Raw genomic sequence first — 17,777 nt, 5'->3', positions numbered from 1 at the left:
AAGGGGGGGGGGGGGGGGGGGTGGTGGGGGGGTTGGGTGGGTGTGTTTTCCCCCCTCCCTGGGGGGTGTGTGTTTTGTTTTGTCCGGTTTTTCCGCCCCCCCGCCCACGACGGAACCCACGCTGCGTCCACCGCACGGTGACCAATGACCTGACGTTCTTCAACAGAACCCGCACCGCGTGCGCGACGGTGACCGGATCGTCGGCGCAGACCTGCAGGGCCAGATCCGCACCGGTGTAGGCCAGGTCGAGGCGGTCGATGGTAAACGCGGGCAGCGGCGCCAGCCACGGCGGCGCGGCCTCCGGCCGGCCGAGCGCCACGAAGACACCGGGACCGTATCCGACGGTCACGGTGAGCCGCGCCGGCGCGGCGGCCAATTCGGGTTCGGTATCCGCCAGCGCGGGGCGGCCCTGCGTGAGCCTGGCGATATCGGCCGTCCAGACCTTCATGATGCCGATCAGCTCGGTGGGCCCCACCTTCGGCAACAGGTCGAGTCCGACGAATATCGCGTGCGCTTGCGGCGGGGTGGTCGCGATCCCGGCTTGGCGCGGGCCGTCCCAGGCGGCGGTATCGGTTCCGGTGGCGGCCTCCGCCCGCTCGGCACCTTCGGCGACACCGTAGATTCCCGCACCGGCTCCCGCGGCGCCGACGGCGGCGGCGCTCGCACCGAGCAGCCGCCGACGGCTCATCGCTCGCCGCTGCGGGGCCCGCTCACCCACCGTGCGCGGGGGTCGAAAGGGCGGCCGGGGCATCGGCGGAATCACCGCCCGGCTGGTAATTCTCCTGAGCGCCCGCGAAATCGCGGACCTGCGCGGTGAAGGTCTTGGTGGACCGGTCCGCGAATTCGAGGGTGATCTCGGTTTCCGCACCGGGTGTCAGCGGGGCGAGCAGATCCATGAGCATGAGGTGGTCTCCGCCGGCAGCGAGTGTGTAGGTGCCGCCGGCGGGGATGACGAAACCTCCGGCTTTCGGTCGCATCACCGGCGCACCGGTATCCCCCGGCGCGATTTCGTGGAGTTCGGCCCATCCGGCCGCAGGTGAGGACGCGGCGACCACACGGACCTCGGTATCGGCAGAATTGCGAAATTCGGCGAAGGCCGACGTCATCCCGGAATCGGCGGCCTTCACCCACTGTTCGTGGACGACCACGGAATCGGCCTGACGGTGGGCGGATTCCGCCTCCTCGCTGGAACAGGCCCCCGCGAATGCGGCGGCGAAGGACAGCGCCGTCACGAAGGCGCTGCGTCGGATCGACATTTTCATTTGTGATCACTTTCGGATCGGAAGTCGGCGAGCATGCACTGTTCCCACCTCACGGCTCGGCGCACGCGGCTCGCGGCTCGCGCATGCAGTTCGTTCACACGGCACACGGCACACGGCACACGGCACACGGCACACGGCACACGGCACACGGCACACGGCACACGGCACACGGCACACGGATATGCGGATCGCGCTCACCGATATGAGCAACGAGACAGCCCGAGGGGGCGGGGCAGCTCCGGTCGGGACGAGACCTCGTCGATGTCTCGTCCTGTCGTCAGGTGAAATCGTTCCGCCCTACCGCCTCGCGACCTCGAGCACGGACTGATCGAGACCGCGCAGGCGGTCACCGATCTGCCGGAGGAGGCCGGTGGCGCTGCCGGGCCGCGCACGGCAACCCGCCGCTCGACAGCTCTACCCGTTCTGCCGGGTGGTGGGGCGGATCAGGTGGCGGCCGGAGGGCCGCGGGTGCCGGTGCCGGAGAGGTCGACGAGTTGCGGTGTGCGGGTGACCCGATAGACCGTCACCGGCACGCGCACCGTCCGGTCGATGGGCACGGGCCCCGGGCCGGGCACTACGCGCCGGAGTGTGGAAACCGCCCACCGGGAACCGCGCTCGGCGGCATCGATGAGATACGCCCCCGCGACGACCGCCACCAGATGCGCCCAGAGCATGCGGTTGTCGACTGTCGCGCTGTGCGGGTGTCCGGCCATCGCCGACAGGGCGAGATGGCCGAGCGCCTGCGCGGCCGCGAGCGCCCCCATCAGGCGGGTTCGCGATATTCCGCGCATCGATGCTGCGGCACAGCCGATGGCCGTGCATACGACGACGAGCAGTAAGGCGCCCGCTTCGGATGGAAGCGCCCCGCCCCCGGCGCCGTGCGCCGCGGCCGTGACGATCGCCGACAGCGCGCCGACGGATGCACCACGCAATACGCGGTTCGCATCCGAGGCCATAACGGAAGTCTAGCTTCTACTACACGGTGTAGTTAACCGAGGGTGGGGCGGGGGAAACTGCACACCACGCCATTCGATATGCGCCGCCGGCGCATCACATCGAATGCCGCGCCACGAGTCTCGGGGACGCCATACCAGAAAGCAGGCCCGCGAATCCCTCGCACAGCCGGTGAGAATATCGTGGACTCCCATCGCGTCCCCCGGGGCCGGAAACGGCTCTCATCGTGGCTGTTACTGCTACCTTCGGTGCTGTGGAGCTCGGCATCTATGTACCGCAGATAGTTTCGGAGTACCCGCCACTGCTGGAGCTCGCAAGAACGGCCGAACGCACCGGATTCACCAATTTCTGGCTCTTCGACCATCTCTGGTCGCCCGGGCTGCCCGAACATCCCGCCCTGGAAGCATGGACCGCGGCGACCGCACTGCTCGCCGGCACCACGACATTGCGGGTGGGCGCCCTGGTGTTGTGCAACAACTTCCGGCACCCGGTCGTCCTCGGCCGGATGGCGACCTCGCTGGACGTGATCTCCGGTGGGCGGCTCGAATTCGGACTCGGCAGCGGTTCGATTCCCGGCGAACACCAGCAGGCCGGATTGCCCTGGGGCCCGGCGCGCGAACGGGCCGAACGGCTGGGCGAAGCGCTCGAGATCATCACCTCGATGTTCGCCCGCGAGCGAACCTCGTTCGAAGGTAGGCACTACCAGGTCAGCGATATCGCCAATGTGCCCGGCCCGATTCAGCGCCCGCGCCCGCCGATCCATATCGGAGGTACGGGCCCGAAGTACACGTTGCCGCTGGTCGCGCGCTACGCCGATGTCTGGAATGTGCCCACCTACGGACTGCGCGACCACCGCCGGTCGGCCGAACTGCTGGACGCCGAATGCGGCCGCATCGATCGCGACCCCGCGTCGATCCGCCGCTCCCACCAGGCGATACTGGCGATCGCCGAGAACGAACGTGAACTCCCCGAGGTCCAGGCCCGGGCGCGCCGGCATTACGGGGCCGAAGCGTTCGCCCTCGACGAAGGCTACGTCGGTACACCGGCCATGCTGGTGGACCGGCTGGCCGGACGCGCGGAGCAGGGAATCGATTCGGTGATCTTCATGACCGGCGCGAAACAGGCGGCCACGACCATGGAGTTGTTCGCGGCCGAGGTCATGCCACACCTGCCTGGTTGAGGGTCCGTCAGCCCAAGTCGGCGAAAGACCCGCCGCGGCCTGCGCCGTCGGCGAAGCGCCGGGCGCCCGCGACGGCGTCGGTGACGGAGATCCGGCCGTGTTCCCATTCGTTGGCCAGGGCTTCCTGCTCGGTCATCCCTTCCTGTTCGAGCACGGAGAGCCGGTCCTGGCGGGCACAGGTCTGCGGGAAGCGAGCGATCTCGGCGGCCAGTTCCTCGGCGGCCGCGCGTTCCTCACCGACGGGCACGACCCTGTTCACCAGCCCCATGGACAGGGCTTCCGTCGCATCGACCGGCCGGCCGGTGAGTACCAGATCCATGGCCCGCCCGGTGCCGATCAGCCGGGGCAGGCGCACGGTGCCGCCGTCGATGAGCGGAACTCCCCAGCGGCGGCAGAACACACCGAATACCGCGTCCTCGGCCGCGACCCGCAGATCGCACCAGATCGCCAACTCCAGACCGCCGGCGACGGCGTGCCCGGCGACCGCGGCGATCACGGGTTTACCGAGCCGCATCCGGCTCGGTCCCATCGGGCCGGGGCCGTCGGCGGCCAGCCGGTTACCCCGCTCGGTGCCCACGGATTTGAGATCGGCACCGGCACAAAAGATTCCGCCCTCACCCCACAGCACGGCCACCGACGCCGACTCGTCGTTGTCGAAAGCGGTGAACGCCTCGTACAGCGCCGCGCCGGTCGGGCCGTCCACGGCATTGCGGGCTTCGGGGCGCGACAGGATCACCGTGAAAACCGGGCCGTTGCGTTCAATTCGTACTGCCGGATGAGTCATGGAAGCTCCTTGCCTGTAGGGATCGCTACGTTACGAGGCATTCGGCGGGAGCGGCCGAAGGCTACCCCTGGCCGGTGGTGCCGCCGACGCCTTTCACCGCGGCACGATCCATGAATCCGAACAGGTATCCCGCCACCCGGCGCATCTGGATCTCCTCGGCGCCCTCGGTGATCCGGTAGCGGCGGTGGTGGCGGTAGATGTGCTCGAACGGGGTGTAGCGGGAGTAGCCGAGCCCCCCGTGCACCTGCATGGCCCGGTCGGCGGCTTCACAGCAGAGGCGGTTGGCCCAGTAGTTGCACATCGATACCTGCTCGGACACCGCGAACGTGCCGTACTTATCCATCGACCAGGCGGTTTTGTGCACCAGGGCACGCAACATCTCGCACTGGGTGTGCAGTTCGACCAGCTGGAACTGGATGGCCTGATTCGACGACAGCGGTTTACCGAACGGTTTGCGCTCATTGGCGTAGGCGACGGCCCGGTCGACGCAGTACTGTGCGGCGCCGAGACTGGAGGCGGCCTGCCGGATGCGGTTCTCGTTGAAGAAATGCTGGACCACGGCCAGCCCCCGGCCCTCCTGCCCGAAGATCGCCGAATCCGGGACCCGGACGTCGGTGAGCGAAACCCGCGCGTGATCGGTGGGCATATTGAAGGTCCACAGGTATTCCTCGACCTCGAACCCCGGCGCGTCGGTGGGGACCAGGAAGGCCGTGATGCCCCGGCCGTCGCCGGCGTTGCCGGAGGTGCGGGCGAAGATGAGGTCGGCGTCGGCGATATGGACGCCGGTGTTCCAGGTTTTGGTCCCGTTGATCACCCAGTCGTCACCGTCGCGGACGGCGGTGGTCTCCATATGGGTGGCGTCGGAACCGTGTTCGGGTTCGGTGATACCGAAGGCGAAGAACCGGGTGCCGGCCGCCAGACCGTCCACCCAGCGCTCTTTCTGCGCCGGTGAACCGTATTCCAGCATCAGCAGCAGGCCGACATTGTTGGCGACGATGGCGTGCTCGTTCTGCAGATCGCAGTGCAGGCCCAGTCCGCGGTGCGCGAGATGCTCGCGGATCACGGCCATGCCGAGATTGGTCCCGTCGCGGCCGCCGAACTCGTTCGGGAAGGCGTAACGGTAGTGGCCGGCGGCGTCGGCGCGGCGCCGGGATTCGGCGAGCAGTTCCTCCCATTCGGCACTCGGCAGGCCGCCGCGGTCCCAATCGGTGCGGGCGTCCTCGCGGCGGTGGTCGAAGAACCGGATGTTGTCGCCGGTCTGTTCGAGGGGTTCGATCTCGCGTTCGATGAACTCGTCGAGTTCGGTCAGATAGGCGCGCAGGTCGGCGGGCAGTTCGAAATCCACGATGACTCCTAAGCTTTCGCGGCGGGGCGGATCTGCATGAGCAGATCCCATTCGATCTCCGAGACACGGCGCCCGCTGGCGGCCATGACGATATCGCGGACGGTGCCGTCCAGGTGGGCGGCCGCCTGCTGGGCCAGACCGGCGCCCCAGTACAGGGTGCCCATCACCTTCCACCAGCGGTAGCGGTCCGGATCGAAACTCCCGCCGGCTTCCTCGTATCCGCGCACGAAGGTGTCGCGGTCGGCGAAACCACCGAATTCCTCGGCGTCCTCCCGGAACCGCCACATACGCAGCGCGGGCCAGGCCACATCGCGCATGGGGTCACCGAACCGTTGCGTACCCTCCCAGTCGAGGACGGCCCGCAACCCGTCCGCGCCGATGATCAGGTTGCCGTTGCGCATATCGGTGTGCACGAGTGCGGGCCGCGGCGGCGGGCCGGGCAGCCGCTTTTCCAGCCAGCGCAGGGCGAGCGAGAACACGGGCCGGTCGGCCAGGAGCTCGCCCACCACCGCAGCCACCTCGGCGAGATGTTCGGCGGCAGGGTCGGTACCGGCCGCCGGAACGGATTCTGGGGCCTGGGCCGGGTCGATGCTGTGCAGCCTGGCCATGGCCGCGCCCCACTGCCGGGCCGTGTGCTGCGCGGTCCCGGCGGCGGCGAGGGTGCGCAGCACCCGGCGCGGCACGGTGTCGCCGTCGATATGTTCGGAGATCAGGAACGGTTCGCCGACGTAGGAGGTGTCGGTGCAGGTCGCGACGACTTCCGGAACAGGAACGCCGTGTGCGCGTGCCAACTCCCGGACACCGGCTTCCGCTTCGACGGGCATGAGTTCGACGGCCGGCGGCACCACTGTCGCGACCACACGGCGCGGGGTGTCCCCGACGGTAGCGGTGAAGGCGATATTGCGGCGTCGCGCGCCGGCCGAGAGGAACCGGAAATCGGAGAGGGTGACCTGATCACCGAGTTCTCCGGTGAGGAAATCCGCGAGGCCACGGGCGGGGTCGGTACTCATACCGCCTCCACTGCACGAGGCCCCGGGTGATCACGCTTCGCCACTGCCACGCTCACTCACCCTCCCAGCTGTCGTAGCCCGGTTTGGCGATAGCGAGATCGGCCCGTACCACCTCGGCCAGAGCCTGCCAGAGCGCTTCTTCGTCACCGGCCGGAACGGCCTCGAGCAGTTCCTGCTCCCGGGCGGCCGCCGCGGGGCCGAGCTCGACCTCGCGGCCCAGGATGCGCGCCAGATTGGCGCCGACCCGCGCACGATGCTGCAGATCGGCGGGTAGCGCCGGCAGCAAGGTGTCCTCCAGCAGTTCGGCGAGTGATTCCAGCAGCTCGGCTGCCGTGGGTCTGTTCTGCACTACGGCTCCCCTCGACGGATTCCGGCGCTCACCGATTCGGTGGCCGGTGCCGCGGCACGCTCGCTGGAGTCCACGATCCGACCTCCTTGTCGTCGCTTATGGGCGCGGGTGAGACAAACAGTAGAGGATCTTCTCACCGTCGCACCAGGGTTCACTTTCCCGCCATCGCTTGGCAGCAACCCACCTGGGCGCTCTGCTGTCGCGCGAGAGGTTCACGACGGCGGTGCGCATCAACCGGCACAGAATCCGGTAGGAAGCACGCGGCGGCGCCCGGGTCGGCCTCGGCGCCACCGGGATTATCGGCCGTGCCGAACGCCCGGCGCGTTCGGCACGTTCCCCGACGATCACCTCGAATATCAGCCGGGCACTGCGGACCCCGCGAAGACGAGACCGCGTACTCGCCTGCACACCGGTTTACGCCGAGCGAGGTCTACGCCGCGATGGCGAGGACGGCCTCGGGTTCACCCGTTCCCACGACGCGGCCGCCACGCAGTAGTACGCAGTGGTCGGCGTGCCGGACATCGGCGAGATCGTGGGTAGCGTGCACGACCGTGACCCCGGCTGCCGCGGCCTCCCGGACCGCGGCACCGATTGCTTCCTGGGCCGAGGCATCCAATCCCGTGCTCGGTTCATCCAGGAGCAGCAGGTCCGATTGCTGCGCCAGCGCGCGGGCCAGCAGGACACGCTGGCGCTGACCGCCGGACAGGGTGTCCAGGCGGCGGCCGGCGAGAGCGGCGATATCCATGCGCGCCAGGCAGTCCGCGACCACTGCCCGGTCGGCGCGGGTGAGCCGGCGCCAGAGACCGCGCTGCGCCCAGCGCCCCATCGCGACGGTTTCGGCGACCGTGATCGGCAGGGTCGGCGGGACCGACTGTTGCTGGACGACCAGTGCCGGGCGTCGGGTGCCGGGCCGGTCGACCGTGCCGGATGCCGGAGTCAGGATGCCGGCGAGCACCGCGAGCAGGGTGGATTTCCCGGAGCCGTTGGGACCCATCAGTGCGGTCACCCGGCCGCCCGGCAGGGTCGCCGTGACGTCGTGCAATACCGGGTTGTCCCGGTATCCCGCCGACAGGCCGGTGATTTCGATATCCGCCGTGCACATACTGTGACTCCCGCAACCAACTTGTAATGACAATCGTTATCAGTTTACAGTCTACGATCATGGATTGGCTGATCGCCCCGTTCGAGGTTTCATTCGTGCAACGGGCTCTGTGGGGCGGACTGCTGGTCTCGTGCCTGTGCGCCCTCGCGGGTACGTGGGTTGTGGTGCGGGGCATGGCTTTTCTCGGCGAGGCCTTGGCGCACGGGATGCTGCCCGGGGTAGCGGTGGCCGCGCTGCTCGGCGGAAACCTGCTCCTCGGTGCGCTGGTGAGCGCGTCGGCCATGGCGGCGGGCGTATCGGTGCTCAGCCGCAACCGCCGGCTGTCCACCGATACCGGGATCGGGCTGCTGTTCGTGGCGATGCTGGCCACCGCGGTGATCCTGATATCACGGTCGCAATCGTTCGCGGTCGACCTGACCGGATTCCTGTTCGGTGACGTCCTCGCCACGCGACCGGGCGACCTACTCTTCCTGCTCGCGGCGCTGGTCATCGCACTGGTGATCACCGGGACGGGGCATCGCGCCTTCGTCGCCCTCAGCTTCGACCCGCGCACCGCCCACACCCTCGGGCTGCGGCCGCGCGCCGCCCAGATCGCCCTGCTGGCGTTGCTCACGCTGGCGATCGCGGCGTCGTTCCATATCGTGGGCACCCTGCTGGTCCTGGGTCTACTCGTCGCCCCTCCGGCCGCGGCGACCTATTTCACGCACCGCATCCCGCGAATCATGGTGCTGGCAGCCGGGATCGGCGCGTTGTCCACCGTGCTGGGGCTCCTGATCTCCTGGCATGCGGGCACCGCGGCCGGGGCGACCATCGCGCTGACCGCGGTCATGATCTTCTTCCTCTCCGCCCTGGTAGCGCGAGTGCGCAGCGCGGTGCGGACACGCACCGGATCCGGCGGTTCCGGGGCAAGCGGTGAAGGCGGGCTCGAACCGGCCGACAACCATGCCGGAAGTCCCGTTGCGGGCAGCGCAGGCAGGGGCGAATCCGCACCGGTGGGAGACAGCACGGGTACGGAAACGCTGGAACCGGCCGGAACAAGCGCCGCCGGCCCGCGTACTACCGGGGGTGGAAGGCCCGAGACCCGCACTGCGCACTACTCCGAATCAGATGGTCACGGTGTGGATGCTGCCGGCTCACCGCCCGTAGCGGACCGCACGCCTGGGGTACCTGATTCGGGCCCCGGCGCGATCGACGGCTCCCCGCCGGGTAAGAAGCGGCGGTTCCGGCCGGCCGTACGACCGCTGAGCATGCAAACCCTTGCGCGAGTGGCGTTGTCCGGGCTGCTGGTGGTGCCGGTCGCCGCCTGCGGTAGCGAGGAGCCGGCCGAATCGGTGCCGCACGGATATGTGGAGGGCGCCGAGGAGAGTGCGAGCGCGCAGCCTCGGCTGGTGATCGCCGACCGGGATTCGGGTGCGGTCCGGCTGCTCGATGTGGTGACCGAGGAGATCGCGGACCTGGAGCCGGTACCGGGCGTCACCGGCATCGCGGGCGACGGTCGTTACGCCTATCTCGCCGCGGGCGACGCGACCACCGTGGTGGACAGCGGTAGCTGGGTCGTCGACCACGGTGATCATGTGCACTATTACCGCGCGCAGCCGCGCCCGGTGGGCGTCGTCGACGGATCCGTCCGGTCCGCGCACAGCGATCCCGTGGTGTCCGCCGCGGTGCTCGACACCGGATCCACCGTGCCGGCCGATCGCGCAGCTCTCGATGAGGGGGAGCTGCGCACCGGCCCGGTGGTGAAGGGCGTGGCGGTTCCCTACGGTGGACACCTGCTCGTCGCGTCCCCCGGTTCGGCGCAGATCGAGGTCCGCACTCGCGAGAACGAGCCCGTCGAGACGTTGACACCGCAATGCCCGAATCCGGGCGGAACCACGGTGACCCGGCGCGGCGCGGTGTTCTCCTGCGGTGACGGAGCATTGCTGGTGACCGAGCGGGACGATCGGTTCGCGGCCGAAAAGCTACCGTATCCCGCCGGGACGACCGGCAGCGTCGCCGAGTTCCACCACCGGCCGAGCAGTGACGTGCTGGTGGCGGTCCGGGAGTCGCGGGTTCTGGTACTCGATATCGCCCGGCGCACCTGGCGGCCGATCGAGACCGGACCGGTGACCGCCGCGACCACGGCGGGCGCGGGGACCGCGATTCTCGCCCTCACCCCCGACGGCGTACTGCACGCCTACGATCCGGGCACCGGCGCCGAAACCGCCCACCACCGTGCGCTTTCCGCACCTGTGGATCCGGCCGCGGTGCCGGTGCTGCTGGTCGATTCCGAACGGGCCTACCTCAACGATCCAGCCCGCCGTGAGGTCCACGAAATCGACTATGCCGACGATCTGCGCGTCGCCCGCACCTTCTCTTTCGATATCGACCCCGACCTGATGGTGGAGACCGGCCGATGACCAGGATCACCCGTATCTGCGCCGCCCTCGTCGCCGGCGTACTCGCGCTGAGCGGCTGCGGTATCAGCGATTCCGGGGGCGGCGGGGTCGTCGTGACCACCGATATCCTCGGCGATATCACCCGCGCCGTGATCGGTGATACGGCGCCGGTCACGGTGCTGATGCCGCCCGGATCCGATCCGCATTCCTTCGCACTCTCGGCGCAGGACGCCGCGGTGCTCGACCAGGCCGATCTCGTCGTCGAGAACGGTTTGGGCCTGGAAGAAGGCCTGGCCCGGCATGTCACGGCGGCCACCGAGGCCGGGGTGCCGACATTGTCGGTGGGTGACCGGATCGACCCGCTCCCCTACCGGTCCGGCGACTCCGCGGGCACACTCGACCCGCATTTCTGGACCGACCCGCAGCGGGTGCACCGGGCGGTCGAGGCGATCCGCGACGAGGTGATCGCCTCGGTCCCCGATATCGATACCGCGGCCGTGCGGGCGAACGCCGACCGCTATCTCACCGAACTCGACGCGCTACAACGGTGGATGACCGAACGCTTCGCCACCGTGGCACCCGAACGCCGCAAACTGGTCACCAACCATCACGTATTCGGCTATCTGGCAGACCGTTTCGATTTGGAGGTGGTGGGTGCCGTGATCCCCGGCGGCACCACCCTGGCCTCCCCGAGCGCCGCCGATCTCGCCGACCTGGCCGGCGCGATCCGCACCACCGGGGTGCCCGCGATATTCGTGGATTCCGCCCGGCCCGACCGGCTGGCGCAGGCATTGGCCGAACAGGCCGGTGTCCAGGTGCGGATCGTCGGCTTGTATTCCGAATCCCTGACCGAACCCGGTGCGGGCGCCGCCACCTACCTGGAGATGATGCGCGCCAACACCACCGCGATGGTGACGGGTCTCGCACCCGCCTGACCCCCGCAATACCCGTGGTGAATCGCCGCCGCGGGCAGCACGAAGAAGATGAGGGAACACAATGCACAATCGATCCGGCACCCGAAGAGCGGTCGCACTGTCCGGCCTGCTCACCGCGGTGGTCGCGTTGAGCGGCTGCGGCAATGCCGATTCCGGCGACCAGACCGCGATTGCCGAACCGCTGGCCGTCACCTACGACGGCGGTATCCATCTGCTGGACGGCACCACCTTGGAGCGCGGCGGCGGGGTGGAACTCAGCGGATTCAACCGGATCAATCCCGCCGGCGACGATCGGCATGTGATCGTGTCCACCACGGACGGTTTCGAAGTGCTGGACGCGGCCGGAGCACGCTTCACCGATATCGAATTCCCCGGCCCGAAACCGGGGCATGTCGTCCGCCATGCCGGTCGCACGGTGCTTTTCTCGGACGGCACCGGAAAAGTGATCTCCTTCGATCCCGCCGATCTCGCCGAGGGTGCCCCGGAAACCACCGAGTACCAGGCCGCCGAACCGCATCACGGTGTGGCTGTGGAGCTGGAGAGCGGTGAACTCGCCGTCACCCTCGGTAACGAGGAGGAGCGGACCGGGATGATGATCCTGGACGCCGACCGCAAGGAAGTCGCCCGCAACGAGAAGTGCCCAGGGGTGCACGGTGAGGCGACCGCTGCCGGTGACACCCTGGTCGTCGGGTGTGAGGACGGTGTTCTGGTGTACCGGGACGGCAAACTCACCAAGGTCGACAGTCCGGACTCCTATGGCCGGATCGGTAACCAGGCGGGCAGCGAGGTCTCCCCGATCGTGCTCGGCGACTACAAAACCGACGAGTTCGCCGAACTCGAACGCCCGGAGCGTATCTCGCTGATCGATACCGAAAAGGGCACGCTGCGGCTGGTGGACCTGGGCACCAGCTACACCTTCCGTTCGCTGGCCCGCGGCCCGCACGGTGAGGCGCTGGTGCTGGGCACCGACGGCGCCATCCACGTGATCGACCCGGTCGCCGGTACGGTCACCCGGACCATCGATGTCATCGGCTCGTGGCAGGAGCCGATCGATTGGCAGCAGCCGCGGCCCGCGCTGTTCGTCCGCGAAGGTATCGCCTACGTCTCCGATCCGGCCACCAAGCAGATCCACCGGATCGATCTGGCCGCCGGCACGGTGACCGGGTCGGCGACCCTGCCGGATGTGCCGAACGAACTCAGCGGTGTGAGTTCCTGACCGATAGCTGCGCGGCCCGTTGACAGGGCCCTCCGCGCGGTGCGGACCCGGACCCCGCCGGGCCCGCACCGCGCGCAGCACGGCTCCACGGTGTGCCTCGGACCCGAATCCGCTGCTACTCGGCTCCCGACCGGCATCAGCACCACCTCCCAGGCAGGCGGCCATTACTCGCTGCCCCGACCGGAGTAGCCCGACCTGCTGGACTCACCGCTCCCCTCCGGCTCAGTCGTTCCGGCCCTACCCTGGTCGAGAACGCCACGAACGACAGGGGTGCGGTGCAGATGTCCGAGATGATCGGTAAGGGCGCGAATACCGCGTTACGAGGTGGACAGGTGCGGATATCGGCGGCCCCGGCCGGGATCGACCTCACCGTCCTGTGCCTGCGGGAAAATGGGAAGGTCGGTAGCGATGCCGATTTCGTGTTCTACAACCAGCCGGTATCCCCCGACTCGTCGGTGCGGTTGGTGGCCGGTGAGATCACGATCGACCTGGCGGCAGCGTCCGGCGGCACCCACCGGATGGTGGTCGCGGCGTCGGTGGACACCGGAACCTTCGGCACGATTCCGCTCACCGTGCGGATCACCGAAGCCGGCGCCGGTGACTACGAACTGCCCATTACCGGCCTGACCTCCGAGACGACAGTGCTGCTCGCCGAGGTGTACCGGCGGGCAGGTGGCTGGAAACTCCGCAATATCGGCCAAGGGTACGCCACCGGGTTGGCCGGCCTGGCCACCGATTTCGGCATCACCGTCGACGACGAACCCACCCCGCCACCACCTCCCCCACCGGCACCGGGCACATCGACGCCGCCGCCGGCGGAGGGTTATCCGGCGCAACCGGCGGCCGGGCACCACGCACCGGCGTATCCGCCGCCCGTATCCGCGGCGTACCCGCCGTCGCCCGCTCCGGGATATCCCCCACCGAACGCACCCGGGTATTCGCCGGCCCCTGTCGGCCATCCGCCCGCGGCACCAGGCAACCCGCCGATCGGTCCCGCGGCTACGCCCGGCCATCCGGCTGCCCCCGCAGCTCCCGGCAGCCCGCCACCCGGTTTCGTTGCGGCGCCCGGCCATACGCCCGCGGACTCCGCAGGGATCGGGCAGTCTCAATCTCCACCGCCCGGTGTGAATTTCAGTAAGGGCGCCGTCACGCTCACCAAAGGCGCAGGGCCGGTGTTGCTGGAGAAGGCGCCGCTGGTCCGGCTGCGGGTCGCGTGGGCCAGTGGTGCCGACTACGAGGCCTATGCGCTGGTCGTGCTGTCCGACGGGAAAGTCGTGCATGTCTCCACTTTTCCGGCCGCGGGTATTCCGGCGGCCCCGCAGTACGGTGATCTGGTGCGCCATCTCGGTGACCGCGGCCGCGGGGATGTGCAGCGTGGCGGCGGCCAGACCGAGGAGATCATCGAGGTGCGGTTGGCGCCGGAGATCGTCGCGGTGGTGCCGGTGGCGTATTCGGCGATCAACAACGGGACCGGTTCGTTCCACAAATACCGCGTCACGCTGTCCATCGAGAGCGGCGCGGATTCCGTGCGCATCCCGGCCGACCAGGCTAAGAAGTCCAGCTGGATCTTCACCTGCGTTCCGGGCATCGTCTACAACCGCCCCGAGGGTGTGCTCATCGAACGTCTCGAGCTGTACAGCCGGCGTTTCTCCGAACATCGCCCCGCGGTGACCTTGCAGCCCGACGGGCAAGTCGAGGTGCGGATGGACAAGGGCCCGGTGAACCAGTTCAAAGCCGACCACACCTGACCGTCTGGTCGCCGCCGGCCGGTCGGCGCGGAGGCGGCGGTCGCCCTGCGCACGGTCGACAGCCGGCTGCGAGAGACAATCGAGCCGTGACGAGTTCCGCCGACAGTCCGGCCTTCACCTATTCCGACGTGGGCGCTACCCGCGGCTCGATGCCCGCCGGATATCACCGCCTGGAGGTCCGCCGCCGGCTCGGCCGCGGCCCCGACGATTTCCGGCGTTTCGGGGACGCCGTCCTGTCCTACCGGATGCAGCGTGGTCTGGGCCTGCTGGCCGAGGCGCAGACGCCGCGGGCCGAACCAGGGGCGCGTGTGACGGTCCGGCTCGGGATCGGGCGAGTGGGTGTACTCGCGCCGTGCCGGGTGGTGTATGTCCTGGACGAGGAGGATCGCCGCGGGTTCGCCTACGGCACGCTGCCGGGCCATCCCGCGTCGGGTGAGGAGCTGTTCGCGGTCGAATACGACCGCGCGACGGCGACGGTGTACGGGGTGGTCGCAGCATTCTCGCGCCCCGCGGCCTGGTACACCCGTCTCGGCGGGCCGGTGACCCGGGCTGCGCAACGCCTGGCCGCAGAGGCGTATCTCGTGACATTGCGCCGGACGCCGTCCTTGCCGTAATGCCCGCTGTCCTCTCAAGTATTGCAATCATTGATGAACTAACCGTTTCGCTATAAACTCGCGGCTATGGTGCACTTTTCCGGCCGTGAGCGACTGTCGTGACGGCCCCCCGGCGTGGACGGGTCACCCAGCACCGGGTGGCGCAGACGGTGGCGGACGAGTTGCGTACGCGCATCCTCAACGGCACCGACGATTACCGGCTGCCCACCCAGGATCAGCTGGTGCAGGAATTCGGTGTCTCCTATCCCTCGATCCGCGAGGCGATCCGCATTCTCGAAACCGAAGGCCTGGTCACCGTGCGCCGCGGTAATGTCGGCGGCGCCGAGGTGCACCGGCCCGACGAGACGTCGGCGGCATACCACCTCGGTCTCGCCCTGCAGGGCGGCCGGGTGACCTTGCGTGATCTGGCGTCCGGGCTGCAGATGCTGGAACCGATGTGCGCGGCCGAATGCGCCCGCCGGGAAGACCGCCTCGAGGTGGTGGTGCCGGTGCTCACCGAGAACATCGAGAAATCGAAGGGGCTGGTGGACGACGGAGTCGCCTTCACGCAGACCGCGCGCGAATTCCACGATCTGGTGGTCTCGTTCACGCCGAACGCGACCGTCCGCTATGTGGTGAGCAGCCTGGTGGCGCTGTGGTCGGCACAGGAGGAGGCGTGGGCCGAGGCGCTCACCGGGCGCGGGGAATATCCGTCGCGGGAGCAGGCGCGGGCCGCGGTGCGCACCCATCAGAAGATCGTCGACGATATCGCCTCCGGGCAGGCCTCCGCGGCCGAGCATATGGCGTGCGCGCATCTCGCGGCGACGCAGGCGCTGCTGCTGGACCGGTTCGACGACGGCATCGTGAACGCGTCCTCGACGATGGCCCAGCAGGCGATCCGCGGCGCCCAGAGCCTGCGCCGCTGACCTACAGCCGGGCCGCGCTCGGGATATCGGTGACGGGTCCCCGTTCGAACGCGCGGATCATCGCGTCCTGGGTGAACGAGGCGATCAACCGGCCACTGCCGGTGCTGATCTGGCCACGGATATGTGCGGAACCGGCCCCCACGAAGGTGGCCTCGTGGTGGTAGCGCAACCAGCCGTCCCATTTCACCGGGTCGTGGAAGGTCACCGCGATTCCCATCGGTGCCGTCGACAGGGTGTGGTGGGCTTGTGCGGTGCCGAGTCCGGGATGCGGGCGCAGCGCCGTGGAGATCCCGAGATGTCCGGTGAAATGCGCGAGTACGGCACGGTGCAGCTCGTCGCGGGCCGGGACCTCGTCGTAGCGCAGCCAGGCGTCCACCACCGGGGGGCCGATGTCGTCGGGGTCGTTGATATCGGCGCAGCCGACGATACGGACCTCGCGTCCGGGCAGCGGCAAGCTTTCGGCCGGGAGGGCTTCGTCCGGGCCGGGCACGGGGGCTCCTGCCGGTTCGTCGCGGCGGACGAGGTCGGGTTGCGGCGTGTCCAGCAGCACCGTGCAACTCGTGCGGACCTTCAATTCCTGCCGCGCGGTGACGGTCGCGCTCGCGAAACTACGACCGGCCCTGATCGGGGTGACGGTGAAATCCAGCGGAATATCGGGATCGGCGGCGGAGACGAACAGTGCGTGCGCGTTACGTACGGTGCGACCGGGCAGCGCCTTGGTGGCCGCGACAATGCTCTGCCCGAGGATCTGGCTACCGTCGACCACCCGCCGGGTTCCGCCGTCACTGTCGCCGAGATACCGCGCCGGAACCACCGGGTCGGGCCGGACGTCGAAGATCTCCAGCATCCGTGCCATCGACGATTCGGGGATGCCGCCCGGAGGTTGCGTGTTCACGAGCGCACCCCCGTGTACCGGCCGGCACCGATCGTCACCTGCACCACGGACTGGTCGAACGCGATATAGCCGGCCAGTTGCGTCACCTGTGGGTGCGGGTGCGGGTAACACCACGCGACCCAGGGACGGTCGCTGCCCGGCAGGGTCCAGTACGAAGCCTCACCCTTGAAGGGGCATACCGTATGCAATTCGACGGATTCGAGCAGCTCCGAGTTCACCGCCTGCGGCGGAAAGTACACCACCAGGCCGTGATCCTGTTCGTCCACCAGCAGGCATTCGTCGCTCACGGCCAATTGCTGCCCGTCGAGGGTGGCGGTCATCGTATTGGTGCGGGCCAGCAGATCGACCCGGTAGTCGGGGTGGCGCTGATACCCGGAAGGTACGGCTGCTTCGCTCATCATTGCTCCGAATCTCGATCGGACGGGCCCTCACCACGTGCCCGGCGGTTCCCGATTTCACTGTCGCACAGGCAGGTACGGTTCGAGGTCCGGTTCGGGCCGGACCCCGAACGACCGCATCGCCATGGCCAGCATCGCGTACGCACCCACCGTGAAGACGATATCCATCAGCTGCTGTTCGTCGAATTCCGCCGCGAGCGCCTGCCAGGCGGTATCCCCGACCGCACCCGATTCGCGCAGTTCGTCGGCCGCCCGCAGCAGGGCGGCGTCCACCGGTGTCCAGCCCGGGGCATCCGGCCCCTCGGCAATCCGGCGGATCTCCTCTTCGGTCAATCCCGCATTGCCGCCGAGAACCGCGTGCTGGGCCCATTCGTAGTCGCTGTCCCAGAGGTGGGCGACCCGCAGGATCAGCAGTTCACGCTGCCGGTCCGACAGTGCGGTGGCGTACAGCAGATGCCCGTTGAAGGGCAGGAAGGCCATGGTGAACGCGGGATGCCGGGCCAGCGTACCGAGCAGGTTCGTTCCCGAGCGCGTATTCGCCGGTGCGGGCCCGCCGTGGTGCACCCGGGTGCGGAAGTCGGCGAAGAATGCGCGCAGTTCCGGCGACCACTCCGAGGGCTTCAGCGGGGCTATCCGCTCCATCTCCATCTCCTTGTCCATGAGGGGTTTCACCGGCCCGCACCGGGCAGACCGGTGCCGGTC

General features: G+C 68.8%; 18 protein-coding genes. 7 read left to right on the top strand and 11 right to left on the bottom strand.

Annotation, left to right across the window (positions count from 1 at the left end; genetic code table 11):
• The 3 genes from ACFWPH_RS20115 to ACFWPH_RS20105 all read right to left on the bottom strand — a co-directional run.
• Positions 1 to 688, bottom strand: a 688-nt coding sequence (locus tag ACFWPH_RS20115) for a Dyp-type peroxidase (protein ID WP_378753106.1), incomplete at its 3' end; no start/stop codon positions are given.
• A gap of 22 nt (positions 689 to 710) precedes the next feature.
• Positions 711 to 1,256, bottom strand: a complete 546-nt coding sequence (locus tag ACFWPH_RS20110; protein WP_378753531.1) for a copper chaperone PCu(A)C — start codon at positions 1,254 to 1,256, stop codon at positions 711 to 713.
• A gap of 449 nt (positions 1,257 to 1,705) precedes the next feature.
• Positions 1,706 to 2,218 (bottom strand): hypothetical protein, encoded by a 513-nt coding sequence (locus ACFWPH_RS20105; RefSeq protein WP_378753104.1) that lies wholly within the window; start codon positions 2,216 to 2,218, stop codon positions 1,706 to 1,708.
• Positions 2,219 to 2,442: 224 nt separating this feature from the next.
• On the opposite strand from ACFWPH_RS20105, the gene ACFWPH_RS20100 reads away from it, so the two are divergent.
• Positions 2,443 to 3,396, top strand: coding sequence for an LLM class flavin-dependent oxidoreductase (locus ACFWPH_RS20100; protein ID WP_378753102.1), 954 nt, complete (start codon positions 2,443 to 2,445; stop codon positions 3,394 to 3,396).
• Positions 3,397 to 3,403: 7 nt separating this feature from the next.
• Here ACFWPH_RS20100 and ACFWPH_RS20095 read toward each other — a convergent pair whose 3' ends face one another.
• The 5 genes from ACFWPH_RS20095 to aztA form a co-directional block, all read right to left on the bottom strand.
• Positions 3,404 to 4,180 (bottom strand): crotonase/enoyl-CoA hydratase family protein, encoded by a 777-nt coding sequence (locus ACFWPH_RS20095; protein WP_378753100.1) that lies wholly within the window; start codon positions 4,178 to 4,180, stop codon positions 3,404 to 3,406.
• A gap of 61 nt (positions 4,181 to 4,241) precedes the next feature.
• Entirely contained in the window at positions 4,242 to 5,525 is a 1,284-nt protein-coding gene (locus ACFWPH_RS20090; protein WP_378753098.1) for an acyl-CoA dehydrogenase family protein, read from the bottom strand.
• An 8-nt stretch (positions 5,526 to 5,533) separates the two neighbouring features.
• Positions 5,534 to 6,535: a phosphotransferase family protein gene (locus tag ACFWPH_RS20085; protein WP_378753096.1), complete on the bottom strand. Its 1,002-nt coding sequence runs from the start codon at positions 6,533 to 6,535 to the stop codon at positions 5,534 to 5,536.
• 52 nt (positions 6,536 to 6,587) lie between these two features.
• Positions 6,588 to 6,884, bottom strand: a complete 297-nt coding sequence (locus ACFWPH_RS20080; RefSeq protein WP_378753094.1) for a DUF6285 domain-containing protein — start codon at positions 6,882 to 6,884, stop codon at positions 6,588 to 6,590.
• Positions 6,885 to 7,314: 430 nt separating this feature from the next.
• Positions 7,315 to 7,986, bottom strand: a complete 672-nt coding sequence (aztA, locus tag ACFWPH_RS20075) for a zinc ABC transporter ATP-binding protein AztA (protein ID WP_378753092.1) — start codon at positions 7,984 to 7,986, stop codon at positions 7,315 to 7,317.
• Between the two features lie 59 nt (positions 7,987 to 8,045).
• On the opposite strand from aztA, the gene aztB reads away from it, so the two are divergent.
• From aztB to ACFWPH_RS20045, 6 genes are all read left to right on the top strand, one after another.
• Positions 8,046 to 10,385 carry a zinc ABC transporter permease AztB gene (gene aztB, locus ACFWPH_RS20070; RefSeq protein ID WP_378753090.1) on the top strand — a complete coding sequence of 780 codons (2,340 nt, stop codon included), beginning with the start codon at positions 8,046 to 8,048 and terminating at the stop codon, positions 10,383 to 10,385.
• Positions 10,382 to 11,299: a zinc ABC transporter substrate-binding protein AztC gene (gene aztC, locus ACFWPH_RS20065; RefSeq protein ID WP_378753088.1), complete on the top strand. Its 918-nt coding sequence runs from the start codon at positions 10,382 to 10,384 to the stop codon at positions 11,297 to 11,299. Before aztB ends, aztC begins: the two co-directional genes overlap by 4 nt.
• Positions 11,300 to 11,360: 61 nt before the next feature.
• Positions 11,361 to 12,515, top strand: coding sequence for a zinc metallochaperone AztD (aztD, locus tag ACFWPH_RS20060; RefSeq protein WP_378753086.1), 1,155 nt, complete (start codon positions 11,361 to 11,363; stop codon positions 12,513 to 12,515).
• 281 nt (positions 12,516 to 12,796) lie between these two features.
• Positions 12,797 to 14,263, top strand: coding sequence for a TerD family protein (locus ACFWPH_RS20055; RefSeq protein WP_378753084.1), 1,467 nt, complete (start codon positions 12,797 to 12,799; stop codon positions 14,261 to 14,263).
• 86 nt (positions 14,264 to 14,349) lie between these two features.
• Positions 14,350 to 14,877 (top strand): DUF1990 family protein, encoded by a 528-nt coding sequence (locus tag ACFWPH_RS20050; RefSeq protein ID WP_378753082.1) that lies wholly within the window; start codon positions 14,350 to 14,352, stop codon positions 14,875 to 14,877.
• Positions 14,878 to 14,975: 98 nt separating this feature from the next.
• Positions 14,976 to 15,782 (top strand): FadR/GntR family transcriptional regulator, encoded by an 807-nt coding sequence (locus ACFWPH_RS20045; protein ID WP_378753080.1) that lies wholly within the window; start codon positions 14,976 to 14,978, stop codon positions 15,780 to 15,782.
• A gap of 1 nt (position 15,783) precedes the next feature.
• On the opposite strand, the gene ACFWPH_RS20040 is transcribed toward ACFWPH_RS20045, so the two are convergent.
• The 3 genes from ACFWPH_RS20040 to ACFWPH_RS20030 are packed head-to-tail and all read right to left on the bottom strand — an operon-like array spanning position 15,784 to position 17,747.
• Positions 15,784 to 16,677, bottom strand: coding sequence for an acyl-CoA thioesterase (locus tag ACFWPH_RS20040; protein ID WP_378753078.1), 894 nt, complete (start codon positions 16,675 to 16,677; stop codon positions 15,784 to 15,786).
• A complete protein-coding gene (locus tag ACFWPH_RS20035) occupies positions 16,674 to 17,078 on the bottom strand; it encodes a DUF427 domain-containing protein (protein ID WP_378753076.1) in 405 nt (134 codons plus the stop codon). Before ACFWPH_RS20035 ends, ACFWPH_RS20040 begins: the two co-directional genes overlap by 4 nt.
• A 54-nt stretch (positions 17,079 to 17,132) precedes the next feature.
• Entirely contained in the window at positions 17,133 to 17,747 is a 615-nt protein-coding gene (locus tag ACFWPH_RS20030) for a carboxymuconolactone decarboxylase family protein (protein ID WP_378753074.1), read from the bottom strand.
• Between the last annotated feature and the right edge of the window lie 30 nt (positions 17,748 to 17,777).

The sequence above is a fragment of the Nocardia sp. NPDC058499 genome (genome assembly GCF_042719915.1).
Lineage (GTDB): Bacteria > Actinomycetota > Actinomycetes > Mycobacteriales > Mycobacteriaceae > Nocardia.
The sequence above is the reverse complement of the archived record's forward strand: the minus strand, read 5'-3'. Positions and strand labels throughout refer to the sequence as shown.

Bases quoted from the DNA above. Each gene is read 5' to 3' on its own strand.
- aztC (WP_378753088.1), top strand. From the start codon at position 10,382: ATGACCAGGATCACCCGTATCTGCGCCGCCCTCGTCGCCGGCGTACTC.
- ACFWPH_RS20055 (WP_378753084.1), top strand. From the start codon at position 12,797: ATGTCCGAGATGATCGGTAAGGGCGCGAATACCGCGTTACGAGGTGGA.
- ACFWPH_RS20105 (WP_378753104.1), bottom strand. From the start codon at position 2,218: ATGGCCTCGGATGCGAACCGCGTATTGCGTGGTGCATCCGTCGGCGCG.
- aztB (WP_378753090.1), top strand. From the start codon at position 8,046: ATGGATTGGCTGATCGCCCCGTTCGAGGTTTCATTCGTGCAACGGGCT.
- aztD (WP_378753086.1), top strand. From the start codon at position 11,361: ATGCACAATCGATCCGGCACCCGAAGAGCGGTCGCACTGTCCGGCCTG.
- ACFWPH_RS20095 (WP_378753100.1), bottom strand. From the start codon at position 4,180: ATGACTCATCCGGCAGTACGAATTGAACGCAACGGCCCGGTTTTCACG.
- ACFWPH_RS20085 (WP_378753096.1), bottom strand. From the start codon at position 6,535: ATGAGTACCGACCCCGCCCGTGGCCTCGCGGATTTCCTCACCGGAGAA.
- ACFWPH_RS20035 (WP_378753076.1), bottom strand. From the start codon at position 17,078: ATGATGAGCGAAGCAGCCGTACCTTCCGGGTATCAGCGCCACCCCGAC.
- aztA (WP_378753092.1), bottom strand. From the start codon at position 7,986: ATGTGCACGGCGGATATCGAAATCACCGGCCTGTCGGCGGGATACCGG.
- ACFWPH_RS20110 (WP_378753531.1), bottom strand. From the start codon at position 1,256: ATGTCGATCCGACGCAGCGCCTTCGTGACGGCGCTGTCCTTCGCCGCC.